11 protein-coding genes are annotated in these 21,310 nt (G+C 42.1%); 8 read left to right on the top strand and 3 right to left on the bottom strand.

Going from position 1 to position 21,310, the window contains the following annotated elements:
* Positions 1–10: 10 nt before the first annotated feature.
* From M2273_RS19915 to M2273_RS19905, 3 genes are all read right to left on the bottom strand, one after another.
* A complete protein-coding gene (locus M2273_RS19915) occupies positions 11–3,172 on the bottom strand; it encodes a SusC/RagA family TonB-linked outer membrane protein (protein ID WP_429399519.1) in 3,162 nt (1,053 codons plus the stop codon).
* A gap of 48 nt (positions 3,173–3,220) precedes the next feature.
* On the bottom strand, positions 3,221–6,067 hold the full coding sequence (locus M2273_RS19910) for a TIM-barrel domain-containing protein (protein WP_429399518.1): 2,847 nt from the start codon (positions 6,065–6,067) through the stop codon (positions 3,221–3,223).
* A gap of 305 nt (positions 6,068–6,372) precedes the next feature.
* Positions 6,373–10,533 (bottom strand): hybrid sensor histidine kinase/response regulator transcription factor, encoded by a 4,161-nt coding sequence (locus M2273_RS19905; protein ID WP_429399517.1) that lies wholly within the window; start codon positions 10,531–10,533, stop codon positions 6,373–6,375.
* 653 nt (positions 10,534–11,186) lie between these two features.
* Between M2273_RS19905 and M2273_RS19900 the strand changes: the two genes are divergently transcribed.
* The 8 genes from M2273_RS19900 to M2273_RS19865 all read left to right on the top strand — a co-directional run bounded on the left by M2273_RS19900 (position 11,187) and on the right by M2273_RS19865 (position 20,961).
* On the top strand, positions 11,187–12,074 hold the full coding sequence (locus tag M2273_RS19900; RefSeq protein ID WP_429399516.1) for a helix-turn-helix domain-containing protein: 888 nt from the start codon (positions 11,187–11,189) through the stop codon (positions 12,072–12,074).
* 470 nt (positions 12,075–12,544) lie between these two features.
* Positions 12,545–14,188 carry an alpha-L-fucosidase gene (locus M2273_RS19895; RefSeq protein WP_429399515.1) on the top strand — a complete coding sequence of 548 codons (1,644 nt, stop codon included), beginning with the start codon at positions 12,545–12,547 and terminating at the stop codon, positions 14,186–14,188.
* Between the two features lie 6 nt (positions 14,189–14,194).
* Positions 14,195–16,147 (top strand): glycoside hydrolase family 97 protein, encoded by a 1,953-nt coding sequence (locus M2273_RS19890; RefSeq protein WP_429399514.1) that lies wholly within the window; start codon positions 14,195–14,197, stop codon positions 16,145–16,147.
* A gap of 49 nt (positions 16,148–16,196) precedes the next feature.
* The gene (gene fucP, locus M2273_RS19885) at positions 16,197–17,465 is read left to right on the top strand and encodes an L-fucose:H+ symporter permease (RefSeq protein ID WP_429399513.1); all 1,269 of its coding nucleotides are present in this window, start codon (positions 16,197–16,199) and stop codon (positions 17,463–17,465) included.
* 13 nt (positions 17,466–17,478) lie between these two features.
* Positions 17,479–18,495: an aldo/keto reductase gene (locus M2273_RS19880; RefSeq protein WP_429399512.1), complete on the top strand. Its 1,017-nt coding sequence runs from the start codon at positions 17,479–17,481 to the stop codon at positions 18,493–18,495.
* A gap of 16 nt (positions 18,496–18,511) precedes the next feature.
* Complete coding sequence (locus M2273_RS19875; protein WP_429399511.1) at positions 18,512–18,847, top strand: L-rhamnose mutarotase; 336 nt, start codon at positions 18,512–18,514, stop codon at positions 18,845–18,847.
* A complete protein-coding gene (locus M2273_RS19870; protein ID WP_429399510.1) occupies positions 18,754–19,872 on the top strand; it encodes a zinc-binding alcohol dehydrogenase family protein in 1,119 nt (372 codons plus the stop codon). Before M2273_RS19875 ends, M2273_RS19870 begins: the two co-directional genes overlap by 94 nt.
* A 225-nt stretch (positions 19,873–20,097) precedes the next feature.
* Positions 20,098–20,961, top strand: a complete 864-nt coding sequence (locus M2273_RS19865) for a sialate O-acetylesterase (RefSeq protein ID WP_429399509.1) — start codon at positions 20,098–20,100, stop codon at positions 20,959–20,961.
* Positions 20,962–21,310: the final 349 nt, after the last annotated feature.

The raw sequence follows: 21,310 nt of genomic DNA, 5'->3' as shown, positions 1-21,310 counted from the left end.
AATCTTGATTTTAATTATTTAGGGATACGTTAAGACCAACTGTGTAAACCCGTGGCTGTGCGTAATATCCGTTATCAACACCTGCAGCTAACGGGTTCCAGGAACCTATTTCCGGGTCATAGCCGGTATATTTGGTAATGGTGAAAACATTGGTGACGTTAACATACACCTTTAATGACCGTAATTTGATCCTGTTTAAAAAGCTGTTTGAAAAACTATATCCTAAAGCAATGCTCTTACACTTTAAAAAAGAACCGTTTTCGATGTATTTGTCAGAAAAACGCTGATTATCATTACCACTGCTCTGGCTTATCCGGGTAATATTGGTTGATGGGTTTGTAATGTATACATTGTTGATATCAGACGTAGACCCGGTCGGATCTATCAACCCGATTTTGGCATAGTTGAATACAGATGGGAAATAGCCAAAATTTTGATTAGGGTTATCGCCGTTTACCTTTAACTGGTTATAAATTTTATTACCATAATTGCCAGTCATAAAAATATTCAGGTCGAAATTTTTATAGTTGAAGCTATTGTTGATCCCATACTGAAATTTAGGTAAAGGTGAACCCAAAAAGGTTTGATCGTTGGCGTCAATTTTACCATCGCCGTTAATGTCTTTAAAAATAACATCACCTACCCAAACACCGCCGGTGCCAGGTGTTATAGGTATCGCGCCGCTTCCGTTTTGAGGTAGCGCGGGGTATTTCGCAAAATCGGCGGCATTTTTGTAAATACCCAATACCTGATACCCGTAAAATTCGCCGATAGAACGGCCCACAACAGTTTTGGTTACAGGGCCGTAAATTGCCGGAGTACCGTCAACTAAATTGAGTACCTTGTTGATATTCCTGGTGAATGTAACGTTGCTGTTCCAGTTAAAATCTTTCGATTTGATGTTTTGGGTAGACAATGTAAATTCGAAACCCTTGTTGGCCACCGCACCTATATTTACATATGGGGCCTGCACAGCACCAGGTGAATACCCGCCGGAAGCAAATGTGCCCGAGTAATAAGGCATGGTAAGGCTTAGCAACAGATTATTTGTTTTGCGGTAATAGACATCGGCCGAAAAACTGATCCTTCCGTTGAAAACAGCTGCATCGAGGCCAACATTGTATGATTTTGTAGTTTCCCACTTGATGTTCGGGTTTCCCGTAGTGGTAGTTATCTGCGAGTTACCCGACAAGCCGGTAGGTATTGTACTTAAAGTAGAACCATAAGCATACTCTGCAATGTTTTGGTTGTTTACAAGCCCGTAACCAAGCCTGAGCTTAAGATCATCTATAGCTTTTACATTTTTAAGGAAGCTTTCGTGCTTTATCTTCCATGCCAGGGCGCCGGAGTAGGTAGTATTCCAGCGATATGCTTCGGCAAATTTTGATGAGCCGTCGTGCCGTACGGTAGCCGTTAACAAATAACGGTCATCATAGGTAAAGTTTGCCCTGCCGAAGTAAGCTTCTAAAGCACCCTGCCCTTTAACACCGGTATTGGTTGCGGTTGTAGCGTCGCCGCTGCTGATCGTTTGTACATTGTTACTCGCAAAATTGGTGCGGGTAGCCGAAACACCGCTACTTTTAAGCAATTGGGCCTCGTGGCCTGCCACTACGTTTACCCAGTATTTTTTGGCAAACGTATGTTGATAGGTTAAATAATTAGTGATTGAATTATAGAAATTTTGCGCGTTTGTAGCCGTGCCGCTATTGTTGTTCTTGGTATAAGCGCCCATAACATAGCTCGGATTAAAATAATCCTCATTGGCAAAGTCAAAATTTCCGGCTACTTCATTGCGCAGGGTTAAATCCCGGGTAAATTGAATTTCGGCATAAGCATTACTAAATAGCTGGTAACGGCTTTTAAAATCTTTCACAATAGTGGCTATTGCGAATGGGTTGGTCCCTGTAGCACCATAAATGTTCGGGTCATTGCCACCCCAGGTACCGTCGGGGTTTACCACAGCTACATCGGGCGTTTGATTAAGTGCCTGCAAGATCACGCCTGTATTGGAAGTGGCAACATTTTCGGCTACATGCGCCATATTCAGGTTTATGCCAACCTTTAACCAGTCAGTAGTTTTATTATCAACATTTGCTTTTACCGAAGTCCTTTTAAAATCTGATCCTAAAGCGATCCCTTGTTGCGAGAAATATGTACCTGATATATAATACTTGGTCCTGGCATCACCACCGCTAATGGCTAAATTATGGTTTTGCATAGGGGCTGTACGGAACAAAGCTTTTTGCCAGTTGGTACCCAGTCCCAGGTATTGCGGATTGGCAAACTGCGGCCGCATATCATAACCGATGATAGTGCCTTTTTCGTTCATGAAAGTAGCGTACTCACGCAAATCCATTACATCATAATATTTGGGCAACTTTTGCCAGCCCCGGTAGCCATCATAGCTGATGAGCGGAGGTCCGGCACTTCCCTTTTTCGTGGTGATGATAATTACACCATTAGATGCCTGGGAGCCATAAATAGCTGTGGCGGAAGCATCTTTCAACACGTCTATCGAAGCTATATCTGATGGATTGATGCTGGATAATGGATTGGTACCATTGCCTGGAATAGCCGACTGTCCGTTTGGAGGTATCTGCACGCCATCAATAACATATAAAGGGGGTGCACCTGTAAAGCCGCCCAAACCACGGATCTGGACATTCACATCACCACCGGGCTGGCCAGATACTTGCTGCACAACTACACCCGCTACCCTTCCCTGCAGGGCCTGGTCAAATGTCGCAGGCTGTGTCTTTAACAGATCTGCACCTGTAACCGATGATATTGCACCGGTAAGATCGGGTCGCTTCCTTGTACCGTAGCCAATTACCACAACCTCACTCAAATCGTTGGTTGAGGGCTTGAGCGCTACGTTAATAACTGTAGATGAGCCTACATATATTTGCTGAGAGTTATAGCTAATAAAACTAAAAATCAGCACATCTCCATTTTTTGCATTGATCGCGTAACTGCCATCTGCACCGGACAGCGTACCTGTTGGTGAGTCCTTTACTTTAACGGTTACACCAGTTATAGCCTGGGCATTATCCGCACTGGTAATTTTACCCGTAATTTTTATGGTTTGGGCATAACCGGGGAAGCTTTGCCACAGCATCGCCAATAACAGCAATGCATAACGCGTTAATTTTCTTCGTAAATTTTTTTTCATGTTAATAGGGGTTCATAATTGGTAATTGATTTCTTAATTGAATTGTGGTTAGAATTTTAGTGTTACTTTTTTTCCTTCATAATTTATCTGCTGGTTACTGTTCGATTCAAAATTCAGCGGGACGGGATTATTCATGTTAACCCATACCACATTAAACTTTCGGCTGCTAATCATGCCTGCAAAACGGCCTTTCCGGTCATCAATGGACAGGGTTTTATTGGCCTCATTGTAGTTTATTTGAATGGTGCTGAAAGCGCCTTTTTCATAGTTGTAATTAGTTCCTTCGTCTTCGTAAAGAGTAAATTCTGCATCCTTACCTGTGTATACATATAAGGTGATCGGATCGGCTGGCTTTTCACCGGTATATTGTATCTCAGGGCCGAAAGGAATAATCGAACCTTCTTTTACATATACCGGGATGCGGTCATAAGGTGCGGCAGCGGTTATGGTTTGACCCCCTGCTGCGTATTTACCGCTATACAGATCATACCAGCCATTACCCTGGGGCAGGTAAACGTTCCGGCTGGTGGCACCATAGTTATAAACCGGGTTAATGAGTAAAGCCGGGCCAAAAAGATATTCATCAGTGATGTTTTTCACCTTTTCATCTTTCCTGTAATCCATTGTTAGGCCACGCATCAGGGTATAGTCATGGTGATAGGCCATACCTGCCAGACTGTAGATATAAGGCATTAAACGATAGCGCAGCTTATCATAATAAAGCATGCTTTGGTAAGCGGGATGGTTTTCCGGAGCCACGTTATAGATCTCACGGTACGGAAACTGCCCGTGTACACGAAATAGTGGCACGAAAGCACCAAACTGGTACCAGCGTGTTATCTGCTCGCGCCATTCGGCAAGATCTTTTTCGTTTGGTTTCTCGTAGCGGTGCTCTACTGCAAAGCCACCAATGTCCATAGTCCAATAGGGTATACCCGACAACGCAAAATTGATTCCCGCCGGGATCTCGTTTTTCATATCATCCCAACGGGCAGCAATGTCGCCACTCCAGGTAGCTGCAGCGTAGCGCTGCAAGCCTGCATAAGCCGATCGGGTTAACAGGAATACACGCGTATTGGGATTGGTGACACGTTGCCCCTCATAAATACCCTTAGCATTTTGCAGCGGGAAAGCATTAAAATATTGTGTGGACGACCCAAGGTAGGTAGGGTTCATCAGGTCTTTACGGCTCTGAACATTCAGGTTTGACGTAATATCAGGCTCGGAAGCATCCATCCACCAGGCATCCACCCCTTTGGTATATAAATTCTTATTCATCAGGCCCCAGAACGCGTTCCTGGCTTGCGGATTATAGGCATCATAAAAAGTAGAGAAATACCCCTTGCCGATCCAGTCGCGCTGACGCTTTGCTATATTGCGTTTGTACAACCAACCGTTTTTATCAAAATATTGATAGTTCTCAATACCTTCGTAGAACTTGGCCCATACCGATATCATGAAATGAGTATGATACTGATCATGCAAAGCGCTGATCATCCCAGCCGGATCCGGGAAGCGGCTTTCATCAAACTCCTGGCTTCCCCATTGGTTTTCTTTCCAGTATGACCAGTCTTCCACAATATTGTCAAGGGGGATTTTCCTGGAACGAAATTCCTTTACCGTATTCAGAATTTCATCCTGTGTTTTATAGCGCTCACGGCTTTGCCAGAAGCCCATGGCCCATTGCGGCATAATTACCGCTTTACCCGTAATATTGCGGTACCCGCTGATAACCTCATCAGCATTTTTGCCATATACAAAATAATAGTCAAGCTGATTACCTGATTCGGAGTCGAAAGCATATTTTTCTTTTTGTTCCTGATTTAAAGGGCTCAACCACTTCAACGCGATGAACGATTCATCGGCATCGGGTAGCCACTCTATTTTAATGGAATATTTTTTGTTTTTGATCAGGTCTATATCCAATACAGCAGTCCCCGGATTCCAGCCCTGTCTCCAGCGGTCGGCAAGCAATTTACCGTTGATCCATATTTTTACATAACCTGCATACTTAAGCCAAAACTGATGACTGCCGGTGTAAGTTGATGCTATGGAGCCTATCCAGCTTACTTTTCCCTCTCCCAACTTGTAACCCTGGGGGAAATTCTTCATGTCCTCCAAAAAAGAATAATCAATATCAGATTCCGGGCGCTGTACAAAAACATCGGTCGAGTCTGATTTTTTTGCATAGGTAGCCGTTAACCAGCCTTCACTACCATCTGCGGCAAATAATTTCAGCCCCGAAACAGGTTGGTAATCGCGAGTATCACCAAATTTAGTAAGGGAGTAATTGTCCCAAAGAATACCGTAATTCTTACTGGACACCAGGAATGGCACCGCTACCTCGGTATTGTTCTGTAGCAACTCCAGGTGCTGATTTTTAAAGTTTACTATCCCATTCTGGTGTTGACCTAAACCATAAATGGCTTCATCAGTGGGGCTATTAAAAGTTTGTATAATATGATAGGAACCTTCTCCATTATTTGATACAGGAATAAACGTACGGCCTGGTTTTTCACTTAAAATAATATTACCTGCTTTATCAGTAAAACTTACAGTACCCTGTGTTAACGATACACGAGCAGTTACAGATGTAGTCGTTAACATCACCTGGTCATCTCTTTGAGCCACGCTCCAGGTAATAGATGGATTTATCTGCGCTGTAGCCATCAGGCTTTTCGCGATGGAGAATGCATTCTCGGGAGTAGCTGTTACCCGGATAATTTTATCAGAGATCACCTGCAGTCGAAGCAGCCGAGCATTCTGGGTTAATGTTTCAGGCAGATTAATAATAAGCCCATCATTTACTTTTTTATAAACGTTTTGCGCATATACATGAGTAAAAATAAAAGCTAAAAAAAAAGTACAGGCACTAAGGAGTACACGTTTTGGCATAGTCTAATTAAATAGGTTATAATATTAAAATTGGTTATCGTATACGAGCTATGGTTTCAATACCAATAGAAGCATTAGAAATTTCACAGTTCGTCTTTCAATGGGATGAAGTTACGGGCATGTTCGCAATCGATTGTTTATAAATAGGGGCACAAATGTTAATCACAGCCAAGTGCCTGTTATACAGAAACTTAAATCCAATACAGGCGCACTTTTACACCGTGGGACTGAAAATAAAGCGAAAAAGTTTAACAAAATGGGCCTGAGAAGAGCTGGAATATCCGATGGATACTGTATTTAAATGTTTATTCAGGTTGTTCGTTTTTTCTGTTGACATAGGCTGATGGGAGACAATTAAATTCAGCCTTAAAGGAACGCACAAAATACTTCTGACTTTTAAATCCGACTTTATATGATATCTGGGATATGGTTAAGTGTCCGCTTTCTAACAATTGCGCAGCACGTTTTAAACGAATGGATCTAATGAGTTCAACAGGTGACTTCCCGGTTAAAGCCAATGCTCTTTTATACAAAGTAACTCGGCTCACGCATAATTCACTGCTTAGCTCTTCAACAGAGAAATCGGCATTATCAATATTTTTTTCAACAAGGAGCAATGCTTTTTTAATAAAAACTTCATCAAATGATTCGGCAACCACATCTGTTGGCTTGACATCAAGCTGCTTTTGATAGGTTTTGCGCATGTCTTCCTGCATAGCCAGTATGTTCTTCAATTTGGATATCAGTATCTCGAAATTGAAAGGCTTGGTTAGGTAGTCGTTGGCACCGGTTTCAAGCCCCTGCAATTGCTGCTCTTCCCCTGTAACAGCGGTAAGTAATACAACCGGTATATGCGATGTCCGTTTATCATTACGTATTTTCCGGCATAGATCGATGCCATTCATCTCGGGCATACTGATATCGCTGACTACCAGGTTAGGATGCAGGGCCAGGGCCTTTTGCCAACCCTCTTTGCCATTAGCGGCCTCAATGACATTAAAAGTATCATTTAAATTGTCCTTTAAATAAAAGCGAAAATCTTCGTTATCTTCAACCAGTAAAACAGTAAGCTTTTTGACTGTATTACCGCATCCCGCCTGTAGCAAGGCCTGACCATCGGTTATCGCCGGCTCGAGCATATTGGGTTTGTTAGCCGGCACTTGTTCCTCAGCTGTTAAATCAACAGGAAGCAATATGGTAAAACAACTGCCCCTTCCCGCTTCGCTCTCTACTGATATTTCACCATTATGCAGCTTTACAAATTCCTTTGTTATTGATAAACCTATACCACTGCCCTGGTTAACCATAGAGCCGGGTACTTCGTTCTGAAAAAAGCGTTCAAAAATTTTGTCCTGCTTATCAAACGGGATTCCAATGCCTGTATCAATAACCTTTATCTCCAGCAACCGTTTTTCAGATGCTTTTTCAGTTATAGCTAATATAACACTGACATGTCCTTCGTCAGGTGTAAACTTAAATGCATTGGAAAGCAGATTGAAGACGATACGTTCTATTTTATCGTGGTCAAAGTTCATAACCAGGCTTTGAATTTCCGAATCGAATACCAGCCGGATGTGCTTTTTCTCGGCAACATCTGAGAAGGAATAAACCATTTCCTTAATAAAACCTATAATATCCCCGTTCCGTGCATGCAGCCTGAGTTCCTGCACTTCCATTTTTCTGAAATCAAGCAACTGGTTTACCATATTTAGTAACCGTTTGGCATTACGGTTGATCAATTGTAACTGGTGCCTTTGTTCCTCTGCTTCGGTGTGCTTTAAGATCTTATCAACCGGAGCCATGATCAATGATAAGGGGGTTCTGAATTCATGGCTTACATTGGTAAAGAACTTGATTTTCATCATGTCAAGTTCATGCATACGCCTGGCCTCGTGGCGTTCATGCTCAATCAGTAATTTTGCCTCCTGCTTCTCTTTTTCAACTTCAAACTGCCTTCTTATTTTTTGGATTCCGCGCCGACGTATAAAAAACAGGATTCCAAATAAAAGTATTATATAAATAAAATAGGCCATTGTCGACTTCCAAAACGGAGGTAACACCTTAATTTTTAATGTCATATAATCGGGCTCCCATCTTCCCTCCTGACTAATCGCGCGTACCTTAAAAATGTAGTCGCCGCCATCAAGATTTGTGTATGTAGCTTTTCGTATGGTATTATCTGCATCAATCCAATCCTTATCAAAACCCTCCATCATGTACTGATGCTTTACTTTATTTGGATTGAAAAAGTTTAGCGCGGCAAATTCAATGGTAAATACATTTTCACTGTGTGTCAGTGTCAGCTCACGGGTTGCCGAAATAGCCTTTGACAAAACAACATGTCCCTTAACTTCCTCATTAGCCTTGATGCTTTTGTTAAACAGCTGAAAATCCGTAAAAATCAATTTCGGCTTATATGTATTGGCATGTATGGTTAACGGATCGAAAATATTAAAACCATGTCCTCCTCCAAATATCAATTCGCCCTTACTGGTTTTGAGGGCAGCGCGTGTGTTAAACTCCCTGCCTTGCAGGCCATCCGTTTCATCAAAGTTTTCAAATCTGAAAGTGTAAGGCGCTTGCTTTTGGATATAGGTTATCCTGCTCAACCCGTTGGCTGTACTTAACCATATTATCCCCCGGTTATCCTCCAGGATATCCATTATGGTGTTGTCCGGCAATCCGTTTTGCGCTGTTAACGATCTGATAAACCCAGTTTCGGGGTTAACAATGCTTACCCCTTCGCGCGTTGATATCCAGATGAGGCCCCGGCTGTCCTGTATGATACAATTTATGCCATTGCTGATCAAACTGTTTGTACCTTTCTTATCAGCACTGTAATGAATAACCCTGTCCTTATTTTTCAAGATTACATCAACGCCAAAGTATCCCCCTACCCAGATATTACCCTTCCTGTCCTCAAAGAGTGTGGCTATGTAAGGCGACCTGATATCCGTTTGCTTAAGAGGAGAAGAAAATATCTTTTTGTCCCTGTCAAATATTTGAAGCCCCCCGGCAAATGTTCCTATCCATAACCTGTTCGAAGAATCTTCAAGAATACTCCATACCCGGTTATCAGCGATACTGCCGGCTACCTTATCATCATGTTTATAATGAATAAAATTTTCCCCATCAAAACAATCGAGCCCGCCGAAATAGGTTCCTATCCATAATTTCTGATCATGGTCGATACATAAACTGACAACAATATCATTACTGAGGCTATTTGGATTCCCTGGCTCATACTTGTATTGTTTAAAACTGCCGGTTTTACGGTTAAAGTAGATCAGCCCTCCTCCGTTTGTACCTATCCACAGGTTGCCGTTTTTATCTTCAACAAACTTGTTAACATCTTCAAAACTTAAACTTCCCGGATCGGAGGCGAAATGCTTGTAGAGTGGAAACCGGATAATATTTTTATGATAATAACTTACCCCCTCTTTAAATGTGCCGGCCCACATAATACCCGAATCATCTTTATAAAGGATCACGCTGTTTTGACTTAGCGACTTCGCATCATCCTCCCGGTTCAATAAATAGGTGACCGTGAAACTTTTTTTGTTTAACACGTTTATACCGCCGTGATCGGTGGCTATCCATATCAGGCCATCATCGGCCTGTACAATATTAGTGATGATGTTTGACTTTAATTTTGCCCCGGCTGATTCGTCAGTAATATGCCGCAATACTCCGGAGGAAGGATTATAATAATATGCGCCTGAATTAAAATTAGAAGAATATAACCATAAATCATTATCCCTGTCTACAGTAATTGAATAATTCCCTTCCTTATTACTGGCAGCTTTACTAAAAACGTCGGTGCGATAAGCAATTCTATTCTGGTTGATGTCTAATCGCTCAACCACACCGTCGCGATATGCCAGCCATATATTACCAGTTGCATCCCTTGCAATATCTGCAATAAGATTTGAATGTAATAACGCACCGGAGCGATGATGATAGTACCGCCTGGTTGTTTTGTTTAATTCATTATACCTGTAAAGACCGGAATCGGGGCAAACAAACCAAAACTCACCTTTGCCACTACGGATTATTTTAGAGACAAAAGGATACCCGGGAAGTTTTAAAGAGCCGGTCATTAGTGATATATCACTATCAAACTGCTCCGTTTCAGGATCATAAAAACAATATCCGCTCCTCGTTGACACCCATAATTTTTTGCCAGGTCCTTCAAAAATACCGGTTATAAAATCATCGTTAAGAGACTTTTTATTATAAGCATCATGTTTGAATATTTTAAAAGTGTAACCATCGTAACGATTAAGACCCGCTGCAGTGCCAAACCACATAAAACCTTCAGAATCTTTAAAGACACAGTTAACCTGATTGTGAGACAAACCATTGCCTCTATTTAGTTGCGAAAATTGGTATTTGCCGCTTTGCGCAAAAGCAACACGAAGCATCAACAATAAGATAAGAGCGCTTAGCGATAATTTATATCTCATAGCTTAAAGGGTCGGGGTATTTATAAAATTCCATCAATAGATTAGGCTATGTTTCCGGGATGGCTTTCGTAAATATCGAATTTTGAATATATAAATCCAAAAACACTGAAATTATGTGGATGGTAAAACATAAAAAACAACAATACTGTAATCGATCATACTCCTTAACAAAATCAATTGTAGTTTAATAATTGGAATGAGCCTGGCAGCTATTCCCTGAAGGTTAAGCGCGTTGAGCATCTACCCCACTTTTTAAACAGGTGCTTATATCTTTTTTCTCATCATCATAGGTTTAACTTGTTGTTTATTTACTCCTTATTGGGTTTCAATTCTGCTTTATACAGTCGCCAGTAATTATTTTCCAAACCGGCAAAAATCGATTTGCTGGCTATCTGGTAACATCTTTGACTTTAAGCATAAACATCTATGCCGCTGATAGCTTTCACCATCGGTAAAGCCCGCTAATGCGCTGATACTAATGTAGCTGTTTTGAGGTATTGTTCCTTTATATTGGTTAATTCAAACCTACAGTAAACCAACATCTCAAAATTTGTTTGAAATGGACTTTTTTTTGTAAAAAACCGACTTTGCTGTATTTAAATCATTCATATACACCCTGGTATGCCAAAGCAATTTGCATATTTGCAATTCAGATGATTAAAAGAAATTTAAAACATACTTTTTCGCTCCTTAACGTTGACTATGTAAGGCTTAACTCTAAATGGAATTACAGGAATGTGATCAGCCCTTATTACCGTATTTATTATATAGATGATGGAGAAGGTGAGATATCAGATGCAGCCAGTTTGTTAAAGCTTGAACCAGGCTATTTGTACATCATTCCGAGCTTCACCCTATGTAATTTAAACTGCAGTAATTATTTGGGCCAGTATTTTGTTCAGTTTTTTGAGGATTCGACAGATGGAAGCTCCCTTTTTGCTAATAACAGGGCTGTATTGAAAACAAAAGCTACCGAAATGGATATTAACCTTTTTAACAGACTTCTTGAAATTAACCCGGGAAGAGGAATTAATCGGTCCGACAACCCCAAGGTGTATGAAAAAGACATTTACTATAAAGAATACCAGGAACTTAACAATCAGCAAAACACTTCAACATACCTGGAAACCCAGGGTATTCTGATGATGCTAACCGCCAAATTCCTAAACCCCCAATTGTTCAAACATCCGGAACATAAACTTATCCCGGTAAAAATTGCAGAAACCTTAAATTATATCCTTGTTAATTTACACCTGGATCTTTCGGTGCACCTGCTCGCTTCACGGGCAAATCAAAATGTCGATTACTTTTCAAGGCAGTTTAAGCAGCATACGGGAACCAGGCCATTAAATTATATAAATGAAAAACGTGTTGAGCGTGCACAGTATCTGATGGCGACAAGTAGAATGTCTTATTCGGAAATTTGTACTCAAACCGGATTTGATAACCTCTCTTATTTTTCCAAAACCTTCAAAAAGCTGACTGGCATGTCACCCAGCGAATATAAAAAACAGATGTACCAGGTTGGTTTTAATCATTAGTCAATGAGGTATTGTAATGGCAGAGGAAATATAACTGGTATTTTAAAATTAAAGATCAGTAGAGTCTGAAATAACCATTGGCAATGTTTTTATAAGTACCAAACCATAAACTATCAACGTGCAATAACTTGGACAATTTATTGGTTTTATTTCAACATTAACCAGCACTAAATAAACCAGTTAAAATCAAAACCAAAATATAAATTTTAATTTAATAACCTGGATTCTTTTCGCCGATTCGCATTTCCCTATACGCAAAAAGTCGGTTTTTTACAAAAAAAAGTCCCATTAGGTCAATTATTTAGCTATTATTTCAAAGAAATTTGGATGATTATCAATTATTGATAGAATAAAGCGAATTGCTGATCAACCAATTATAGATATAATAACCTATAGAAATTTACTTAAAGCTCCGGCTATTCATTTGTATAGCTGATCAGCATAGTTATTTTTTATCACCAAACCCAATTATGAAAAGAAGAACATTAATAAAAGGTTTAGCCACAGGATTATCTTCCTTATACCTATCCAAACTTTACGGTAACAATTTGTTGCAAGCCAGTTCAAATCCAGGCATTGCCGCCGGCCCATTTCAGCCAACATGGGATTCATTGGCTCAATACCAGGTACCTGATTGGTTTCGCGATGCTAAATTTGGCATGTGGGCGCACTGGGGGCCACAATGTCAGCCGGAACGCGGCGACTGGTATGCCCGTGGTATGTACCAGGAAGGCAGTGACCAGTATAAATACCACGTTCAAAAATATGGACACCCTTCAAAATTTGGTTTTAAAGATGTGATTAACGAATGGAAAGCCGAGAACTGGGATCCAGGTGAATTGGTGGCTTTATACAAAAAAGCAGGAGCCAAATACTTTATGGCTCTGGCTAACCATCATGATAACTTTGATTTGTATGATAGTAAATACCAGAGCTGGAACTCTACCAAGCTTGGCCCCAAAAAAGATCTGATTGGCGGCTGGGCCAAGGCTGCTAAAGAACAGGACCTGCCTTTTGGTGTAACGGTACATGCCTCCCATCCATGGACCTGGTACGAGGTTGCACAGCGCGCTGATAAAACCGGACCATACGCGGGCATACCTTATGATGGTAAGCTTACCAAAGCGGATGGCGCAGGTAAATGGTGGAATGGCTATGATCCGCAGGAATTATATGCACAAAACCATCCCTTGAGCAAGTATAGCTGGGATAACGATCCGGGCAAATTCTGGGATTGGGGTAATGGGGCCAGCGTACCTAATAAAGCCTATTGCGATAAATTTTTGAACCGAACTATAGAATTGATTGACAAGTACGGCCCCGAACTGATTTATTTTGATGATACCGCCTTACCCCTTTGGCCGGTAAGCGATGTGGGCTTAAAAATAGCGGCGCACATGTACAATACCAGTGTTAAAAAGCATGGTAAACTACAAGCGGCACTGTTTGGTAAAGTATTGAATGAACAGCAACGTAAATGCATGATATGGGATATTGAGCGCGGACAAAGCAACTTAATTGAGCCCTTGCCATGGCAAACGGATACCTGTATTGGCGCCTGGCACTATGATCGCCGCATATTTGATAATAAAGGCTACAAGAGCACCAAAACGGTGGTGCATACTTTGGTTGATATTGTAAGTAAAAACGGCAATCTCCTGTTAAATATTCCGGTACGTGGCGATGGCACGATTGACAGTGAAGAACGTGCGGTAGTTGAAGGCATAGGAACCTGGATGCAGGTTAACAGCGAGGCAATTTATGGAACCCGCCCCTGGAAGCTATTTGGCGAAGGCCCGGCAACAGATTCGGCGGCACCTATCAATGCGCAGGGCTTTAACGAAGGCAAAGGAAAGCCATTCGGGGCCCAGGATATCCGGTTTACTGTAAAAGGTAAAACCCTTTACGCTACTATGATGGGTTGGCCCACAGGGAACGAAGCCCTTGTTAAGAAGTTAGCGAAAGGTAATGAGATAGGTAACGTGAGCAGTGTAAGCCTGCTTGGAAACGATAAATTGAGCTTTGAACAAACTGAAGCAGGCCTCAAAGTAAAATTGCCGGAACAGGCTCCGGGTAAGGATGCGTTCGTTTTAAAAATAGAAGGAGCTGTTTAATCCGTTATGAATCTGAAACTTTATTACATTTTAGGTGCTGTCAGTTTACTGGCAGTACCCTCTTTCGCGGAAACTTTTAAGCTGGTCTCGCCGGATAAAAAAACTGTTGTGGAGGTGAGCAACAATAACCGGTTGCAATACACTGTTACAAGTAACGGCTTAACAATAGTCCATCCTTCATCACTTGGTTTCGAGTTTAAAGATGAACCTGCTATGGGCACGGATATGAGCATAACCGGACATGTGGAGCACTCCATAAACCAAACCTGGGTACCGGTAGTGAAATCAAAGCACCGGATGGTAGCTGATTGTTATAATGAATTGGTGCTGTCGCTGGTAGAGAAATCCGGGCAGATGCGCCGAATGAATATATTTTTCAGGGCTTATGATGATGGCGTCGCTTTCCGCTACCAATTATTCGGAGCGGATAAAATTGGCGACCGGCAGATTGTCAGGGAGCTTACCAGCTTTAATTTACCGGCAACCGCAAAGGCCTGGGTAGCAGATTATGGCAGCTATACCTCTTCGCAGGAAACCGAGTTCCGGCCGCGAACCCTTAACCACATCACGGCAAAAACAATTGCCGGCTTACCCCTACTAATCGAATTAGATCAGCGTCATTACGCGGCTATTACCGAAGCAAATATTGATAACTATCCCGGATTCTATATAGGATCCCTAAAAACAGATACTAATGCCACTGGTAAAATCGATCTGATCACCAAGCTATCGCCTTTGCCAAGCGAAAATGAGAGTGGTGTTAAGGCGCGCTTCACCAATAATCTGCTTACCCCCTGGCGCGTAGTAATGTTGGCCGGTTCGCCTGGTAAATTAATTGAATCGGAACTGATACAGAACCTGAACCCTCCCTGCGCGCTAAAAGATGCAAGCTGGATAAAACCAGGTATGAGCGCCTGGGATAACTGGTGGAGTGGCGAAGTAAAGATGGATATGCCAACCATCAAAAAGCATATAGACCTGGCATCGGCACAACACTGGCCCTATATGCTTATTGACTGGCAATGGTACGGGCCGTTTAACAAACCGGAAGCTGATATTACCAAACCTGCTCCGCAATTGAACATGCCCGAAATTTTAGCATATGCTAAAGCCAAAAAGGTTAATTGCTGGCTTTGGTTATATAGCTCTGATGTTAACCGGAATGATAATTTTGAAAAAGCATTTCCTATTTATGAGCAATGGGGTATTGCGGGGATTAAAATTGATTTTATGGAGCGCGACGACCAGCAAATGGTGAACTGGTATCGCCGTATTGTTAAAACAGCCGCAAAATATCATTTGATGGTTGATTTTCATGGCGCTTTTAAACCTGACGGCATTATACGTACCTATCCTAATATGATTACCCGGGAAGGGGTTTTAGGCGAAGAATATTCCAAGTTTTCAACCAGGATAACAGCCGGGCACAATACCACCCTGCCATTCACCCGTATGCTGGCCGGACAAATGGATTATACTCCTGGTGGATTTTTAAATGTAAAAAAGGAGGAGTTTAGAAAAGGCAATCCAACCCAGGTCATGAACAGCCGCTGTGCAGAACTGGCTAAATTTGTGGTTTACGAAAGTCCGTTTATGGTTTACTGCGATGCTCCGGAACATATTTTAGGTAAGCCGGGAGCTGATTTTTTGAACAACATGCCTACTGTTTGGGATAATACCAGGGTACTGGGCGGCTACCCGGGTGAATACATCATAATTGCCAAAAGAAGTGGGAAGGACTGGTATGTTGGCGCAATGACCAACGACGCTGAAAGGACGGTGCAATTGAAAATGGATTTTTTACCGTCGGGTAAATATACCTTATCGTCCTGGGCAGATGTGTTATCCTCGCCGCAAAGTTTAACCCGGGCTGAAAGAGCGGTTTCTGCAAGTTCCGTTATCAATATCCGTTTGGACACCGCGGGTGGATGGGTTGCGAAGATTACTGCCACTAATTAAGCATGGCATTTTCATCAGCAAAAGAAAATATAAAATACAATATCCAGTCATGACAAAAAATAAAGGTCTTTTTCCATTTATATTGATTACCAGTTTGTTCTTTTTGTGGGGGTTTGCTCACAATCTTGATCCCATATTGATACCTCACCTAAAAAAATCATTTACACTTACCACTGTTGAGGCTACCCTGGTGGATTCTGCTGTATTTATAGCCTATTTTCTGATGGCTTTACCTGCAGGTTTTATCATGAAAAAATATGGTTATAAAACAGGTATTATAACCGGCCTGCTTGTTTTTGCGTTCGGTTCTTATCTGTTTATACCGGCAGCCAATACGCAGCAGTACGTGTTTTTCCTGGTGGCCTTGTTTATTATTGCCTGTGGATTAACCATTTTAGAAACAGCCGCCAATCCGTATGCTTCCTCGTTAGGCGATCCGGCAACCTCTACTCAAAGGCTTAATTTTGCGCAATCATTCAATGGGCTGGCTACAACCCTTGCTCCTGTAATAGGTGCACGTATTATACTGACCAAAGGTTATACGCCGGCACAATTAAGCGTAATGACCGAGGAAGGCCGCAAACTGGCCCTTGCCGCCGAAGCCTCTTCCGTGAAAATGCCTTATTTTATACTTGGTAGCGTACTGGTATTCATAGCTGTCCTGTTTGCATTTACCCGCCTGCCCAAAATTCAGCAGCACGAAGGTCATGCAGCCAGTAAAAACATTTTTCATGCCTTAAAGCACAGTCATTTAGCCTGGGGTGTTGCTGCACAGTTTTTTTATGTGGGCGCACAGGTTTGTGTATTCAGTTTGTTTATCCTGTATGCCACAAAATCTGCCGGTGTTACCGAAGTAAAAGCAGCCGACTATTTAGGTATCTGCGGGTTTGCATTTTTGATCGGCAGGTTTATCGGCACTTTCCTGATGAGGTATTATCGTTCAACGGGCTTACTGGCAATCTATGCGGGCATCAATATCTTACTTTGCGTTGTCGCCATTTTAGGTCATGGTATGCTAACCGTTTACACTGTCATTGGTATCTGCTTTTTTATGTCTATCATGTTCCCAACTATTTTTGCGCTGGGTATAAAAGATTTAAAAGCTGATACAGAATTCGGCAGCAGCCTGATCATTATGTCCATCGTCGGCGGAGCTGTTTTACCAAGGGTGTTTGGTTATATCAGCGATGCCACCGGCCATATTCAATATGGCTATGTGGTACCATTGCTCTGTTTTGTGGTGGTGGCATTTTTTGGTTTTAAAGGCCATCGCGTAACGGTAAAACCGGAAAGTTTGCCGGTTTCAGCTATTCTTTAAAATAATTCTTACTATGAAAGAAATCAATTTACCCAAAGTGATTTTTGGGACCAGTGGTTTGGGGAATTTATATGTAGCCCTTCCTGATGAGGCCAAACGCGCTATTGTTGCTGAAAGCGTCAGGTGTTCTCCCAAGCCAGCTGTATTTGATTCTGCTGGAAAATATGGAGCTGGTCTCGCACTGGAATCATTGGGAAAGTCTCTAAAACAATTGAATGTCAATCCTTCAGATGTATTGATCAGTAATAAGCTGGGTTGGCTGCGCACCGAATTAAAAACAGCTGAACCAACTTTCGAACCCGGGGTATGGCGCAACCTGAAATATGACGCCGTTCAGCGGATAAGTTATGAAGGTATCCTGGAATGCTATGAACAGGGGGATGAACTGCTGGGTGATTACCGGGCGGAACTGGTATCTGTACATGACCCTGACGAATATCTTGCTGCAGCAAAAGATGAGCTGGAACGAGCTCAACGTTACCTGGATATATTAGAGGCCTACCGCGCATTGAAGGAATTAAAGCAGGATGGTAAGGTAAAGGGCATCGGTGTGGGTTCAAAGGATTGGCAGATCGTCAAAAAAATAGCTCATGATGTAAAGCTGGATTGGGTAATGATAGCCAACAGCATGACGATTCACAACCATCCCCGCGAATTAGTGGAATTTATGCAGGAGCTTGAAAAACAGGGAACCCAGATCATCAATTCTGCTGTTTTTAACGGCGGCTTTTTAACCGGATCGGATTATTACAATTATCGACTGACTGACCCCATAAAAGACAAGGGTTTATATCATTGGCGGGAGCAGTTTTATCAGCTGTGTTCAGATCATCAAATAAAGCCTGCGGATGCATGTGTGGCATTTGGACTAAATGCGCCAGGCGTTAACAGCATTGCCCTGAATACCACCAATCCTGATAGGGTCTCACAAAATGTTGCGTTGGCCTCTTTAAAGATCCCAACACAATTTTGGATAGAAATGAAACAATGCGGTTTAGTTGACGAATCGTACGCTTCCGCCTATCTGTAAAAAATTAAATATCACTATGAAAAGATACTGTTTGGCCCTTGATTTAAAGGATGATCCGCAATTGATAGCAGAATATGAACATTGGCATAAGACTGAAAATAGCTGGCCGGAAATACGCAAAAGCATACTGGATGCAGCAATTTTAGATATGCAGATCTATCGTACAGGCAACCGCTTGTTTATGATCATGGAAACAAGCGATCATTATGAGCCCCAAAAAAAAGAAGCGATGGATGCGCTTAATCCAAGAGTACAAGAATGGGAACAATTAATGTGGAAATTCCAACAACCCATGCCCTGGGCAAAAGAAGGAGAGAAATGGGTGGTTATGGAACAGATTTTTCAGCTTTAACCATAAATCATATGCAATCAATAGTTTGTGAAGAACCGGGCAAATTGGTTTTTAAAGAAAAGGAAAGACCTGAAATAAAAGAGGGACATGCCCAAATCAGGATCAGGAGAATAGGTGTTTGCGGTACGGACTTGCATGCCTTTGAAGGCACACAGCCCTATTTCAATTATCCCCGCATCCTGGGACATGAACTTTCAGGGGAGTTGGTGGAGCCGAACGGGGCACCTGGTTTTAAAAAAGGCGAGATCGTTACCTTCATCCCCTACTTTAATTGTGGTATTTGCATTGCCTGCAGATCGGGAAAGCCCAACTGCTGTGCTAAAATTAACGTTTGTGGCGTTCATGTAGATGGCGGAATGACCGAATACCTGAACGTACCAACCTATTCACTTGTACATGGTGATGGTTTAAGCTATGACGAGCTGGCTTTAGTTGAGCCCCTGGCTATAGGCGCGCATAGTATCAGGCGGGCGGATGTAAAACCTGGTGAATTTGTATTGGTTATTGGCGCGGGGCCGATAGGCCTTGGTATAATGGAATTTGCCCGTATCGCAGGCGGAAAGGTCATTGCAATGGATTTAAATGCTACGCGACTTGATTTTTGCAGTGACAGGTTAAAGGTTGATCATCTTATCAATGTATCGACCGAAGATGTATTAGAGCGGTTGATCACAATAACCCATGGCGACATGCCCGGCGTGGTGATAGATGCCACCGGTAGCTTGAAAGCCATTAATAGCGCATTTCAGTACATGGCACATGGAGCCAGATATGTACTGGTGGGTTTACAGAAAGGAGATATCAGTTTGAGTCATCCGGAGTTTCATAAGCGTGAGGCAACACTAATGAGCAGCCGCAATGCTACCCGCGAAGATTTTGAACATGTTATTGAATCCATGAAAAAAGGCTTGGTGCAACCGGCTAATTATATCACTCACCGCGTACAATTTGATAAGGTAACGGATGAGTTTGAAAGCTGGCTCGATCCCGCAAATGGCGTAATCAAAGCTATGATAGAGGTGTAGCGGGGTACTCTGTAATTGTTAGGAGCTTTTGATAAACCGCTTTTTCGGTAAGGCTAAGGCTTGTTACGGTAATGTGCGTTATAGATAAATACGCTTTTGCACTTAAATTAAAGATGCGATGAATTAAAACATGATCATGATGAAAAATTCAGAATCCGGTGGGTATGGCAGACAAGAGCTGACACCGATCAATTCCCATACCTGGCATCTCTTTATTGTCCTTTTATGAAGTGGCTACTATCCTTCTTTTTTCTGATTCTAACCTACAATCAAGTTTCTGCTCAAAAAAGAATCGAGGTTTATCTGATTGGTGGGCAATCAAACGCCACCGGCCAGGGCTATATGGCTAATCTGTCTGATACGGTGATTGCTGATAAGCAGGCACTTCTCTTCAATTCAGGGCTGCCGCATCTCAATTCCGGCCTCCCACCTTATACCTGGCAACCGCTCCACCAGGCATCGGAATCACCCGACCGCTTCGGACCTGAGCTGAGTTTCGGAACAGCCTTAAAGCGATTAAGACCTACAACCAGCATTGCAATTATCAAGCACGCCCATTCCGGTACCAATTTATTCAGCGATTGGAACCCAGCGAAAAACAACAAAGATACTTTGGCCCAGGGCATTCAATACAGAGCGTTCATACATACAGTAAACGCGGGACTGGACAGTTTGCGTAAAAGGGGCTACAAACCTGTCATTAAAGGGATGCTTTGGCAGCAGGGCGAGTCAGATGCGGATAAAGGGGAAACGGCCAGTAAAAATTACGGACAAAACCTAAAACATTTCATCGGCAGGGTCAGAAAACAGCTGCGTGCCCGCAATATGGTTTTCGTTTATGGTTATGTTTATCCTCCGCCCAACCACGGCAAAGGCATCGAGGAAGTTAGACAGGCAGAGCATGATCTCGATGAGGATGCCGAAACTGGCCTATCTACGAAAAAGGCATATGTGGTCGATACAGATGACCTGAGTTTGCGCGCGAACGATCCCAATACCCCATATCCAAATGATATCATTCATTTTGGGACCTCCGGTACATGGGAACTTGGATTAAGAATGGCTTATAAAATGAATCAGCATTTATAAATGCTGTCATCAGCTTAACCAGTACTTTAACAATATAGCTTCTCAATTAAATTGGTTTCGCTCAAAAATCCTTACAGACCCCATGTTTTTTCTGATAATTTAACATTTAGCGCCCTATTTTCTAACTTTTGAGCCCCCCTTCATTCAATTATTTCTTCTGTAATTTACTACTCAATTAATAAACCTGGTACCAAATAAAATATTGCTAACTAAAATATACTGCTATTCCAACTGTGGTGTTTTTGTTGACTTTTAGAGTGTATTTGTTTTTATTAATTGGCCTTTTACTTCGGAAAAACAAGATTTAACCAATTAAATAAATAAACCGGTCCAGGCCTGTTTTATCTTA

It is taken from the genome of Mucilaginibacter lappiensis, from assembly GCF_050433765.1.
GTDB lineage: Bacteria > Bacteroidota > Bacteroidia > Sphingobacteriales > Sphingobacteriaceae > Mucilaginibacter > Mucilaginibacter lappiensis_A.
This window is presented reverse-complemented; position numbering and strand designations above follow the sequence as displayed.

Excerpts from the sequence above, each read along its gene's own strand:
- M2273_RS19895 (WP_429399515.1), top strand. The coding sequence starts at position 12,545 with ATGAAAAGAAGAACATTAATAAAAGGTTTAGCCACAGGATTATCTTCC.
- M2273_RS19890 (WP_429399514.1), top strand. The coding sequence starts at position 14,195 with ATGAATCTGAAACTTTATTACATTTTAGGTGCTGTCAGTTTACTGGCA.
- M2273_RS19870 (WP_429399510.1), top strand. The coding sequence starts at position 18,754 with ATGGGAACAATTAATGTGGAAATTCCAACAACCCATGCCCTGGGCAAA.
- M2273_RS19905 (WP_429399517.1), bottom strand. The coding sequence starts at position 10,533 with ATGAGATATAAATTATCGCTAAGCGCTCTTATCTTATTGTTGATGCTT.
- M2273_RS19865 (WP_429399509.1), top strand. The coding sequence starts at position 20,098 with ATGAAGTGGCTACTATCCTTCTTTTTTCTGATTCTAACCTACAATCAA.
- fucP (WP_429399513.1), top strand. The coding sequence starts at position 16,197 with ATGACAAAAAATAAAGGTCTTTTTCCATTTATATTGATTACCAGTTTG.
- M2273_RS19875 (WP_429399511.1), top strand. The coding sequence starts at position 18,512 with ATGAAAAGATACTGTTTGGCCCTTGATTTAAAGGATGATCCGCAATTG.
- M2273_RS19915 (WP_429399519.1), bottom strand. The coding sequence starts at position 3,172 with ATGAAAAAAAATTTACGAAGAAAATTAACGCGTTATGCATTGCTGTTA.
- M2273_RS19910 (WP_429399518.1), bottom strand. The coding sequence starts at position 6,067 with ATGCCAAAACGTGTACTCCTTAGTGCCTGTACTTTTTTTTTAGCTTTT.
- M2273_RS19900 (WP_429399516.1), top strand. The coding sequence starts at position 11,187 with ATGATTAAAAGAAATTTAAAACATACTTTTTCGCTCCTTAACGTTGAC.
- M2273_RS19880 (WP_429399512.1), top strand. The coding sequence starts at position 17,479 with ATGAAAGAAATCAATTTACCCAAAGTGATTTTTGGGACCAGTGGTTTG.